Origin of the sequence: Nocardia sp. NPDC050412 (assembly GCF_044458825.1) — a bacterium.
In the GTDB taxonomy this organism is placed as follows: Bacteria; Actinomycetota; Actinomycetes; order Mycobacteriales; family Mycobacteriaceae; genus Nocardia.
In genome coordinates this window covers 98,346-110,627 of sequence record NZ_JBITIJ010000018.1, presented here as the reverse complement: position 1 = coordinate 110,627, position 12,282 = coordinate 98,346, and the positions used below count along the sequence as shown (strand labels likewise).

Annotated in this window: 8 protein-coding genes; all 8 read left to right on the top strand. The window is 68.2% G+C overall.

Annotated features, from left to right (window positions below; genetic code table 11):
* The first annotated feature begins 2 nt into the window (after window positions 1–2).
* On the top strand, window positions 3–1,928 hold the full coding sequence (locus ACIBI6_RS35325) for a peptidoglycan D,D-transpeptidase FtsI family protein (RefSeq protein ID WP_396959328.1): 1,926 nt from the start codon (window positions 3–5) through the stop codon (window positions 1,926–1,928).
* A gap of 66 nt (window positions 1,929–1,994) precedes the next feature.
* Complete coding sequence (locus tag ACIBI6_RS35320; protein ID WP_396959267.1) at window positions 1,995–3,818, top strand: Mur ligase family protein; 1,824 nt, start codon at window positions 1,995–1,997, stop codon at window positions 3,816–3,818.
* A complete protein-coding gene (gene murF / locus ACIBI6_RS35315) occupies window positions 3,815–5,479 on the top strand; it encodes a UDP-N-acetylmuramoyl-tripeptide--D-alanyl-D-alanine ligase (RefSeq protein WP_364353246.1) in 1,665 nt (554 codons plus the stop codon). The genes ACIBI6_RS35320 and murF overlap by 4 nt, the downstream gene beginning before the upstream one ends.
* Window positions 5,480–5,582: 103 nt before the next feature.
* The gene (mraY, locus tag ACIBI6_RS35310; RefSeq protein WP_364353243.1) at window positions 5,583–6,659 is read left to right on the top strand and encodes a phospho-N-acetylmuramoyl-pentapeptide-transferase; all 1,077 of its coding nucleotides are present in this window, start codon (window positions 5,583–5,585) and stop codon (window positions 6,657–6,659) included.
* A gap of 49 nt (window positions 6,660–6,708) precedes the next feature.
* The gene (murD, locus tag ACIBI6_RS35305; RefSeq protein ID WP_364353368.1) at window positions 6,709–8,148 is read left to right on the top strand and encodes a UDP-N-acetylmuramoyl-L-alanine--D-glutamate ligase; all 1,440 of its coding nucleotides are present in this window, start codon (window positions 6,709–6,711) and stop codon (window positions 8,146–8,148) included.
* The gene (gene ftsW, locus ACIBI6_RS35300; protein ID WP_396959264.1) at window positions 8,145–9,623 is read left to right on the top strand and encodes a putative lipid II flippase FtsW; all 1,479 of its coding nucleotides are present in this window, start codon (window positions 8,145–8,147) and stop codon (window positions 9,621–9,623) included. The genes murD and ftsW overlap by 4 nt, the downstream gene beginning before the upstream one ends.
* A complete protein-coding gene (gene murG / locus ACIBI6_RS35295) occupies window positions 9,620–10,747 on the top strand; it encodes an undecaprenyldiphospho-muramoylpentapeptide beta-N-acetylglucosaminyltransferase (protein ID WP_364353237.1) in 1,128 nt (375 codons plus the stop codon). The genes ftsW and murG overlap by 4 nt, the downstream gene beginning before the upstream one ends.
* A 92-nt stretch (window positions 10,748–10,839) precedes the next feature.
* Entirely contained in the window at window positions 10,840–12,279 is a 1,440-nt protein-coding gene (gene murC / locus ACIBI6_RS35290) for a UDP-N-acetylmuramate--L-alanine ligase (protein ID WP_364353365.1), read from the top strand.
* Window positions 12,280–12,282 lie beyond the last annotated feature (3 nt).

Genomic DNA, 12,282 nt, shown 5'->3' with positions numbered 1-12,282 from the left:
GCATGCGGCAGACCAGGCCCGCGTCGCGTGAGCGCCGCGGGCCGTCGGCATCCAAGGCGGGCTCGACCAGAGCCGCCGGAACATCGAGGCCGGCAACCGCATCCAGACCGCGCACGTCCGCCCCGGATCGTCCGCTGCGCCTGCGTCTCGGCGTCGGGCGGGTGATCATGCTGGTCGCATTGGCGGTCGTCGCGCTCCAATTGCTGTGGGTGCAGAGCATTTCCGCGCCCAGCCTGTCCGCGCAGGCGGCCAGCCAGCGCACCACCCGCAAGATCGATACGGCGACCCGCGGCCCGATCACCGACCGCTACGGCAAGTCCCTGGCGTACACCCTGAGCGCGCAGGCGCTGACCTTCCAGCCGGTGGTCGTGCGCAAACAACTCGCCGATGCGAAGGAGAAGTCGGCCAAGGCCCCGGATCCCGATGAGCGGTTCAAAATCATCGCCAAGACCATCCACGACAAGATCGGCAAGGATGCGCCCGCCGAATCGGCGCTGCTGGACAAGCTGAAGAGCGATACAGCCTTCGTTTACCTGGCCCGCAATGTCGATCCGCGCATCGCCTCCGATATCACCGTGCAATTTCCCGAGATCGGCGCCGAACGCCAGGATGTGCGCGAATATCCGGGCGGCTCGCTGGCGGCCAATGTGCTCGGCACCACCGGCTGGGATGGACACGGCCAGATGGGGCTCGAATCGTCGCTGGACTCGCTGCTGGCGGGTACCGACGGTTCGCACACCTACGACCGCGGCTCCGACGGTGCGGTCATTCCGGGCAGCTGGCGCGATAAGCAGCCCGCGGTAAACGGCTACTCCGTCGAATTGACCCTCGACTCGGACCTGCAGTATTACGTGCAGCAGCAGGTGCAGCAGGCCAAGGAGATGTCCGGCGCGAACGCGGCCTCCGCCGTGGTATTGGATGCGAAGACCGGCCAGGTGCTGGCGATGTCGAATGACAACACCTTCAATCCCGCGCTGGGGTCGCAGCATTGGGGCAATGCCGAAATGCAGAATCCCGCGGTGCAGGATCCGTTCGAGCCAGGTTCGGTCAACAAGATCGTGACCGCGGCCGCGGCCATCGAATACGGCTTGACCAATCCCGATGAGGTGCTGCAGGTGCCCGGTGAGATCCGGATGTCGGGCGTCACCGTGCACGACGCCTGGGAGCACGGCACCTTGCCCTACACCACCACCGGCATCTTCGGTAAGTCGTCCAATGTCGGCACACTGATGCTGGCGCAGCGGGTCGGTGAGGACCGGTTCGCGGATATGGTCAACCGCTTCGGCCTCGGCCAGCGCACCGGTGTCGGGCTGCCCGGTGAGAGCCCCGGCCAGGTGCCCGCGCGCGACCAGTGGTCCGGCGGTACCTTCGCGAACCTGCCCATCGGACAGGGCCTTTCGATGACCACCCTGCAGATGACCGGGATGTACCAGGCCATTGCCAATGGCGGTGTGCGGATTCCGCCGCGCATCGTCAAGGCCGAGACCGCCCCGGACGGCACCCGCACCGAGGAGCCGCAGCCCGACGGCGTGCGTGTGGTGAGCGCACAGACGGCGGCCACGCTGCGCACCATGTTCCAGGCGGTCGTGCAGCGCGATCCGATGGGCGTGCAAATGGGCACCGGTGCGTCGGCGGCGGTCGATGGTTATCAGGTTGCGGGCAAGACCGGCACCGCGCAGAAGGTCGACCCGAGTTGCCGCTGCTATTCGACCTCGTCGTACTACATCACCTTCGCCGGTATGGCCCCCGCGGACAACCCGCGCTACGTCATCGGCCTGATGCTCGACGCGCCGATCCGCAGCTCCGACGGCAGCGGTGGCGGGTCGGTTGCACCGCTGTTTCACAGCATCGCATCCTGGGTGCTGCAGCGCGATCGGATCCCGCCATCACTCGAGCCGTCGCGACGATTCGTTCTGCAGGCTTCATAAGATTGGAGCCGCGTTGCCCGGCGGTGAGCCGACGTCGGTAACCTGACTCGACACCCAATCCCGTCCATGCCGAATCCCGAGAGGAGCCCTGTGCCCGCGCAGTCCAGCCAGCACGTGCTCCGGCCGACCCATCCGCGGTCGACGCCGTTGTCCACCGTACTGGCCATGACCGGTGCCGGCTCGTCACGAGCCGACCTCGCGCAGATCCAGGTCACCGGCATCGAGCAGCGCTCGCATGCGGTGCGACCGGGTGATCTGTTCGCCGCACTGCCGGGCGCGCAGGCGCACGGCGCCCGTTTCGCGCGCGATGCCGTCGAACGGGGCGCGGTAGCCGTCTTCACCGACCCTGCGGGCGCCGAACTGGTGGGTGAGCTCGATGTGCCGGTGTTGGTGCGTGAGCAGCCCAGGTCGGTGCTCGGCGAACTTTCCGGCGCGCTCTACGGCAATCCGTCCGAGCGGCTGCGCATCGTCGGCATCACCGGCACCTCGGGCAAGACGACCACCGCGTATCTGGTGGAGGCCGGGCTGACCGCCGCCGGCCTGTCCACGGCGCTGATCGGCACCATCGAGACCAGGATCGGCGGTCGCCGCGTGCCGAGCGCATTGACCACGCCCGAGGCGCCGCAGTTGCACGCCATGTTCGCGCTGATGGTCGAGCAGGGCGTGGACGCGGTCGTGATGGAGGTTTCCAGCCACGCACTGGCGCTGGGCCGGGTGGACGGCGTGCGCTTCGCCGTGGGTGCGTTCACCAACCTTTCCCAGGACCACCTGGACTTCCACGCCGACTTCGAGGATTACTTCGCCGCCAAGCGCAGGCTTTTCGAAGCCGATTCGCCGATCGCCGCGCACACGTCGGTCATCTGCGTCGATGACGAATGGGGCCGGCGCCTCGCCGCCGATCTCGCGGCTCCGATCACCGTATGCACCACCGGTTCCGGCACCTGGCAGCTGACCGGCGAGGTATCCGCGCACGGCGGTGAGCAGGAATTCACCGCCGCCGGACCGGACGCGAATGTCGATGTGCGCCTGCGGCTTCCGGGGCGCTACAACATCGCCAACGGACTGCTCGCGGTCGCGGTCTGCACCGCGGCCGGTGTGGATCCCGCCGTCGCCGCGCCCGCACTGGCCACCGTCGACGTGCCGGGCCGGATGCAGCGGGTCGAGCGCGGACAGGACTTCCTGGCCATCGTCGACTACGCACACAAGCCCGCGGCGGTGGAGTCGGTGATCGCCACGCTGCGCGGTCATCTGGCGGCGGGAGCGACGAGCCCGGAGGCGGCAGGTAGTGGGGGGCCGTCGACGTCGGGCACCGGAAGGGATACGCGCATCCACGGCGGGCACCGCGAATCCGATACTGCCGCCGATACCGGTGGTCGGCTGGCCGTGGTCGTCGGCGCGGGCGGCGACCGGGACGCGGGTAAGCGCCCCCTGATGGGTGCGGCCGGTGCGCGCGGCGCCGATCTGCTGATCATCACCGATGACAATCCGCGCAGCGAGGATCCGGCCGCCATCCGCGCCGCGCTGCGCCGGGGCGCGCTGGCGGTGCCGGAGGCTGAACGCGGCGCGGTGCGCGAAATCGGGGACCGGGCCGCGGCCATCGCCGCCGCCGTCGACTGGGCCCGTCCCGGCGACGTGGTGCTGGTGGCGGGTAAGGGACATGAGGTAGGGCAGGAGATCCAGGGTGTGAAGCATCCGTTCGACGACCGCGAGGTGCTCGCGGCGGCGTTGGAGCGACGGGAGCGGGGCCCGCGGGACGACAACACCGCCGCGGGAGCGACGGGCCCGGAGGTGGCAGCGAAGCGTGACCACGCAGGGCCCCGCGAGCGCGGCCGATCCAATACTGAGCAGAGTCCGCAGGGGTCGGACGCGGAGGACTTGACGGTTTCATGATCGAGATGACACTGCGGGAGATCGCGGAGGTCGTCGGCGGCACGCTGCACGACGCCCCCGACCCGGAGGTGACGGTAACGGGTTCGGTCGAATTCGATTCGCGTCGAATCGGTTCCGGGGATCTTTTCCTGGCCCTGCCCGGTGAGCACGCCGACGGCCACGACTATGCGAAGTCAGCTGTCGACGCCGGTGCGGTCGCGGTGCTCGCGGCGCGCCCGGTTGGCGTGCCCGCGATCGTGGTGACTCCCAGTCCGGGTACTGTGCCCGCGAAATCCGTTGCGCTGGCCGGTGATTCGGATGGGTCGGGTGCCGCGGTACTGGCCGCGCTCGCTACGCTCGCCCGGGTGAGCGTCGAACGTCTTTCCGCCGCGGGAGCGACGGGCCCGGAGGCGGTAGCGGAGCTGGACCACGCAGGGCCCCGCGAGCGCGGCAAATCCAACACTGCGAGAGGCGGACTCACCGTGATCGGGGTGACCGGCTCCTCGGGCAAGACCTCGACCAAAGATCTGCTCGCGGCCGTGCTAGCGCCGCTGGGTCCGGTCGTCGCACCGCCCGGATCATTCAATAACGAACTCGGTCATCCGTGGACCGCGTTGCGCGCCGATGCCGACACCCGCTTCCTGGTGCTGGAACTGTCCGCGCGTGGACCGGGCCATATCGCCGCGCTCGCGCAGGTCGCGCCGCCGAAGATCGGTGTCGTGCTCAATGTCGGCACCGCCCATCTCGGTGAATTCGGCAGTCGCGAGGCGATCGCGCAGACCAAGGGGGAACTCGTCGAGGCATTGCCGTCGACGGGACTGGCGGTACTCAATGCCGACGATCCGCAAGTGGCTGCGATGGCCACGCGCACGCAGGCCCGCGTGGTGACGGTCGGCCAGGCGAGCAATGCCGAAATCCGCGCCACCGATGTGCATCTCGATGCCGAGGCACGCGCGGGCTTCACGCTGCACACCAGCAAGGGCAGCGTCCCGGTGCAGCTCGCCGTGCACGGCGAACACCAAGTCGGCAATGCGCTGTCCGCCGCCGCCGTCGCGCTCGAATGCGGTGCGGATCTCGACACCGTCGCGCAGGCACTCGGCGGCGCGCATGCCGCATCGGCCCGCCGCATGGATGTGCGCACCACCGCCGACGGCATCACCGTCGTCAACGACTCCTATAACGCCAATCCGGATTCGGTGCGCGCCGCGCTCAAGGCGCTGGTGACCATGTCTCGTGCGGGCGGAACCCCGCGCCGCAGCTGGGCCGTCCTCGGCGAAATGGGTGAACTGGGCGAGGAATCCGTCATCGAACACGACCGGATCGGCCGCCTCGCGGTGCGCCTGGATGTTTCCCGGCTGATCGTGGTCGGCACCGGAAGGCCATCCCACGCGATGCACCAGGGCGCGGTAATGGAAGGCTCGTGGGGCGAGGAGTCGATCCTCGTGCCCGATATCGGCGCGGCCATCGCGCTGCTCGACAACGAGGTCGAGCCGGGCGATGTGGTGCTGGTCAAGGCGTCCAAGGCGGTCGGACTGTGGGCGGTCGCCGAACATTTGACCGGTGCGGAACGTGCGGGAATTAGTCGGGGTAGCACGGAGGCGCGAGGCGTGAGCGAGCGAACCAAAGGCACAGCGGCCATCGGCCGAACGACGGAGCCGAGCGGCAGCGAGGCGGAGTCGTGAGTGAGCGAAGCGAGCGAACCATGAACGCCGTGGCTTCCTGCCGAACCATGGGCACTGCGGCATTCTGTCGAACGATTGAGCCGAGCGTCAGCGAGGTTCAGTCGTGAGACAGATTCTGTTCGCGGCTGGGATCGCGCTTGCGGTCTCCATCCTGCTGACTCCGCTATTGATACGCATCTTCGCCAGGCAGGGCTTCGGGCAGGAGATCCGGGTCGACGGTCCGGCCAGTCATCAGGCCAAGCGCGGCACCCCGACCATGGGTGGTGTGGCCATCCTGGTCGGCATGTGGGCGGGCTACCTCGGCTCACATCTGATCGGCATCGGCTACGACGCCGACGGGCCTTCCGCCTCGGGCCTTCTGGTGCTCGGGCTGACCACCGCACTCGGTGTGGTCGGCTTCCTCGACGACTTCATCAAGCTGCGCAAGCAGCGCAATCTTGGGCTGTCGGCCGCGGGCAAGTACGTCGGTCAGATCAGCGCGGCGGTACTTTTCGGTATCCTCGCCCTGCAGTTCCGCGGCGGCAACGGGTTGACTCCGGCGAGTAAGCATCTGTCCTATGTCCGCGATATCACCACGGTGTCGATGGGCGTGATCATCTTCCTGTGCTGGGTCTGCCTGCTGGTCGTGGCCTGGTCGAATGCGGTGAACCTGACCGACGGCCTGGACGGTCTTGCCGCGGGGTCGATGAGCCTGGTGCTGGGCGCCTACGTGATCATCACGTTCTGGCAGTACCGCAACGCCTGCGCGACGATCCCGGAGGCGGGCTGCTACAACGTGCGCGATCCGCTGGATCTGGCGCTGGTCTGCGCCTCGGCGGCAGCCGCGTGTGTCGGGTTCCTGTGGTGGAATGCCGCGCCCGCCAAGATCTTCATGGGCGATACCGGTTCGCTGGCCCTCGGCGGCATGCTCGCGGGCCTGTCCATTACGACGCGCACCGAGTTGCTGATGGTCGTGATCGGTGCGCTGTTCGTCGCGGAAACCGCCTCGGTGGTGTTGCAGGTCGCGGTGTACCGCACAACCCGCAATCGGCTGTTCAAGATGGCGCCGTTCCATCATCACTTCGAACTCAGCAAATGGGCCGAGACTACGGTGATCATCCGGTTCTGGCTGTTGGCGGCCATGGCGTCGGCGGTCGGACTCGGCCTGTTCTACAGCGAATATCTCTCAGCGGTCGGGTGAAGTAGCGATGGTCGAACATTCTCCGCGGGCCCTGCGAACACCGGGGCCCATGCTCGAATTCCTGCGTGGCCGCGAGGTTCTGGTGGCCGGATGGGGTGTCTCGGGCCGCTCGTTGATCGAACCGCTGCGCGACATCGGCGCACGTCCGGTGGTCACCGACGGCGGTGCCGCCGCATTGGCGGAGGCGGCCGGGCTCGGTCTGGACATCGCGACCTGCACCGAACTGGAAACCGCGGACTGGAGCCGCTTCGCACTGGTCATCACAAGTCCGGGCTGGCGGCCGGATTCGCCGGTGCTCGCCGCCGCGGTGACCGAGGGCACCCCGGTCTGGGGCGATGTCGAATTCGCCTGGTGGGTCGATCAGGCCAGGATCTATGGCCCGGTCCGCAAATGGCTGGTGGTGACCGGTACCAACGGCAAGACCACGACCACCTCGATGGTGCATTCCATCCTGCGCGCGGCCGGTATCGCCAGTGTCGCCTGCGGCAATATCGGGCTGCCGATCCTGGATGCGCTGCGCCGCAATCCCGGTCCGCAGGTGCTCGCGGTCGAACTGTCCTCGTTCCAATTGCATTGGGCGCCTTCGGTGCGGCCCGAGGCCGGTGTGGTGCTGAATGTGGCCGAGGATCACCTGGATTGGCACGGCGGCCTCGACGCCTATGCTGCCGCCAAGTCCAGGGCACTCTACGGTCGCGTCGGTGTCGTCGGACTCGACGATCCGGTGGCCGCCTCGCTGGCCCGGCGCAGTAAGGCGCGCCGGACGGTCGGCTTCCGGATCGGCGTACCCGCCGACGGCGAACTCGGTGTCGTGGACGGCAAACTGCTCGACCGCGCCTTCACCAAGGCCGCCATCCTGGCCGAGGTCGGCGATATCAGCCCCAAGGGACCAGCCGGTGTCGCCAACGCACTCGCCGCCGCCGCGCTGACCAGGGCCATCGATGTGGCGCCGCAATTCGTGCGAGAAGGCCTCATCGAGCACAAGGTCGGTCCGCATCGAGCCGCCTTCGTGCGCGATGTGGCCGGTGTCGAATTCATCGATGACTCCAAGGCCACCAATCCGCATGCCGCGCGCTCGTCGATACTCGCTCACCCGCAAGTGGTTTGGATCGCCGGTGGGCAGTTGAAGGGTGCGTCGGTCGAGGATCTGGTCGAGGAGATCGCCGATCGCCTCGCCGCCGCCGTGCTCATCGGGGCCGACGCGCCGGTGATCGCGGCCGCATTGGCGCGACACGCGCCCGAGGTCCCGGTTGTCGAGGTCCGCGCGGGAGACCATGCAGGGATGGGTGAGGCCGGTATCGATGAGACAGCCGACGCCGTGATGACGCGTGCCGTGCGCGCCGCGGCCGGGCTCGCTCGTCCCGGGGACACCGTACTGCTGGCTCCGGCCGCGGCCTCCTTGGATATGTTCGCCGATTACACCCACCGCGGGCGCAGTTTCGCCGCCGCGGTGGCCGCGCTGGAAGACGGTGACATCGGGCGGCATCTATGACCGAGACGACACGGCGGAATCGGCTGGCTGCCACCAAATTCGGCGCCTGGCTGGCGCGCCCGCTCGCGTCGTTCCATCTCGTCGTCACGATCGCGACACTGCTGACGGTGCTCGGTCTGGTCATGGTGTTGTCGGCATCGAGCGTCGAGGCGTATGTCGACGGCGGATCGGCGTATTCGCTGTTCATCCAGCAGGCCATGTTCGCCGCGATCGGCGCGGTGCTGTTCTATCTGGCACTGCGGATTTCCTTGCGCCGACTGCGGCAATGGTCGTTTCCGCTGTTCGCGATCTCGGTGCTGGCGCTATTGCTGGTGTTGATTCCCGGCATCGGCTCCGAGGTGCAGGGTGCGCGGCGCTGGTTCTTCATCGGGCCGATCTCGGTGCAGCCCTCGGAGATCGTGAAAGTGACGCTGGTGGTGTGGGGTGCGCATCTGCTCGCTTCGCGTCGCTCGGAACAGGCCGGCCTGAAAGATATTCTGGTGCCGCTGGTGCCTGCCGGTCTGCTGGTGTGTCTGCTCGTCGTGCTGGAGCCGAATCTATCGACCACCATCGCGCTGGGCATCGTGCTCGCCGCACTGCTGTGGTTCGGCGGACTGCCGGTGCGGTTGTTCGTCACTATCGCGATTTCGGGCGTGATCGCCGCAGGCGTCCTCGCACTGTCCGCGGGGTATCGCTCGGACCGGATGCGCGCCTTCTTCAACCCGGGTGATGATCCGCAGGGCATCAATTACCAAGCGCGCCAAGCGCTGTACTCGCTGGCAGACGGCGGCATCTGGGGTCGTGGCCTCGGCCAGAGCCGGGCCAAATGGCAGTACCTGCCGAATGCGCACAACGACTTCATCTTCGCCATCATCGGCGAGGAACTCGGATTTCTCGGCTGCGCACTGGTGTTGGGCCTGTTTGCACTGTTCGTCTACACCGGCCTGCGCATCGCGAGCCGTTCGGTCGATCCGTTCCTGCGGTTGCTCACCGCGACCGCGACCACCTGGATCACCGGCCAGGCGCTGATCAACATCGGCTATGTGGTCAACCTGCTGCCAGTGACCGGTCTGCAGCTGCCGCTGGTTTCGGCGGGCGGTTCGTCGCTGGCGATCACTCTGTTCATGTTCGGCATCATCGCCAATGCGGCCCGGCACGAGCCCGAGGCGATTGCGGCGCTGCAGGCCGGACAGGACGGCAGATTCAGCCGACTGCTGCGACTGCCCAAGCCGGAGGTGTACTCACCGGCGCGGGCGGATGCGGCACGTGCGCGCTCGGCCGCGGCCAAGACCAAGGCGGCCGAACAGCGGGCACGGGCCGAAGGGGCCAAGGCCGACCGGGCGCGGGGCGCACGGCCGCAGGGGCAGCGGAGTCAGTCCGAATCCGGTCGACGGCGCGTGCCAGAGAGCCGAGGGACGAGTTCACTGCGGGCGACCAGGGCGTGGGAGCCGAGCTATCCGATAAACCATGCGAGAGATCGGGGAAGATCCAGGTGAGTGCGGAGCGACCCCGCAAACCACTGTCGGTGATCGTCGCGGGCGGTGGTACCGCGGGACATATCGAGCCCGCGCTGGCCGTCGCCGACGCGCTGCGGCGACTCGACGAATCGATCCGGGTCACCGCACTCGGCACCGAACGCGGACTCGAGACCAAACTGGTGCCCGAGCGCGGCTATCGGCTGGAGTTGATCCCGCCGGTTCCGTTGCCGCGCAAGCTGAGCGCGGATCTGCTGCGGCTGCCCGGCCGTGTCCGTGCGTCGGTGGCCAAGACCAGGGCGGTCATCGATGCGGTCGAGGCCGATGTGATCGTCGGCTTCGGCGGCTATGTCGCATTGCCCGCCTACCTCGCGGCGGGCCGGGGCGCGCTCGGCCGCAGGCGCGCGGTGCCGGTGGTGGTGCACGAGGCAAATGCCAAGGCAGGTATCGCCAATAAGGTCGGCGCCAGGCGCGCGGCCAGAGTGCTCGCCGCCGTACCCGATTCGGGGCTGGCGAAGGCCGAGGTCATCGGCATTCCGGTGCGCGGGTCCATTACCTCGCTGGATCGGGCCGCGCTGCAGGCCGAAGCCCGTGCCCATTTCGGCCTGCCTGCCGAGGGCCCGGTTCTGCTGGTCTTCGGTGGCTCGCAGGGGGCGGTCTCGTTGAACAAGGCGATCTCCGGGGCGGCGCCACAGCTGGCGGCGGCGGGCGTTTCGGTGCTGCACGCGCACGGCCCCAAGAACACTCTCGAGGTCCCGCAATCGGATGAGGATGGGGCGCGGTATATCGCCGTGCCGTATCTTTCCCGAATGGACCTGGCCTATGCCGCCGCCGATGCGGTCGTCTGCCGCTCCGGTGCGATGACCGTCGCCGAGGTGTCGGCGGTCGGCCTGCCCGCGTTCTATGTGCCGCTGCCGCACGGCAACGGTGAACAGGAACTCAATGCCAGGCCGATCGTCCGCCAGGGTGGTGGCAGAATCGTCCCCGATGCCGAGCTGACCCCGAAATATGTGATCGACGAGGTGATACCGCTGCTGACCGACCGCACACGGCTGATCGAAATGAGCCTGTCCGCCGCAGGCGCCGGACACCGCGATGCCGCCGACGCGCTCGCGCGCATTGTCGTCGAGGTGAGCGGCCGGTGACCACGGGAGCCGATGCCACCGAATCCGGGGCGGTCGAATCCGGCGCCGACCAGGCGCGCTCGGCTCTGCCGCCCGAATTGGCGCGCGTGCACATGGTCGGGATCGGCGGTGCTGGCATGTCCGGAATCGCCCGCATCCTGCTCGCGCGTGGTGGCTCGGTCTCCGGTTCGGATGCCAAGGAGAGCCGCGGTGTGCTCGCGCTGCGGGCCCGCGGTGCGCAGGTGCGCATCGGGCACGATGCCAGTGCCCTCGATCTGCTGCCCGGCGGCCCGACCGCGGTGGTCACCACCTATGCCGCCATCCCGAAGACCAATCCCGAACTGGTCGAGGCGAATCGGCGCGATATTCCGGTGCTGTTGCGCCCCGCCGTACTCGCCTCGCTGATGCGCGGGCATCGCACGCTGCTGGTCTCGGGCACACACGGCAAGACCTCGACCACCTCGATGCTGATCGTGTCTTTGCAGCACTGCGGATTCGACCCGTCCTTCGCGGTCGGCGGCGAACTCAACGAGGCGGGCACCAATGCCCACCACGGCACCGGCGAAATCTTCGTCGCCGAGGCCGACGAAAGCGACGGCTCGCTGCTGCAGTACGACCCGGATGTCGCCGTGGTCACCAATATCGAATCCGATCACCTGGACTTCTTCGGCTCCGATGAGGCCTACGTCCAGGTCTTCGATGACTTCGCCGACCGTCTCGGTCCCGGCGGGCTGCTGGTGGTGTGTCTGGACGATCCCGGTTCGTGGGCGCTGGCCGAGCGAGTCGGTGCGCGGTTGGCGGAGAAGAACGTTCGGGTGCTCGGCTACGGATCGGGTGAACTGCCCGACGCGCCGGTGCCGGTGGGCGTGCGGCTGCACAGTTGGGAGCCACGCGATGTCGGCGGGCTGGCCCAATTCCAGCTCATCGATGAGGCCGCGCCGCGCACCCTGCGGCTCGCGGTGCCCGGTCGGCATATGGCGCTCAACGCATTGGCCGCGCTGCTCGCCGCGCGTGCCGCTGGGGCGGATGTGGACGAAATCATCCAGGGGCTGGAAGGTTTCGGCGGCGTGCATCGCCGGTTCCAGTTCGTCGGCCGGGAAAACGGCGTGCGCGTCTTCGACGATTACGCCCACCACCCGACCGAGGTTCGGGCGGTCCTCGGCGCGGCCGCGGAACTGGTGCAGCAGGAGGCCCGCGACGGTGCGCGCTCACGACAGGGCCGGGTCATCGTGGTGTTCCAGCCGCACCTCTACAGCCGCACCGCCACCTTCGCCCAGGATTTCGGCGCGGCGCTGAGCCTTGCCGACGAGGTCGTCGTGCTGGATGTCTACGGTGCGCGGGAGAAGCCGCTGCCCGGCGTCAACGGCGCACTCGTCGCCCAAGCCGTCACCAAACCCGTGCACTACCAGCCGGATATGTCGCGGGTCGGCCGCCAGGCCGCGGGCCTGACACTGCCCGGCGATGTGGTGATCACCATGGGCGCGGGCGATGTGACGATGCTCGGCAGCCAGATTCTCGATGGGCTGCGCGCGCGTCCGCAATACGGGCGGTGACCC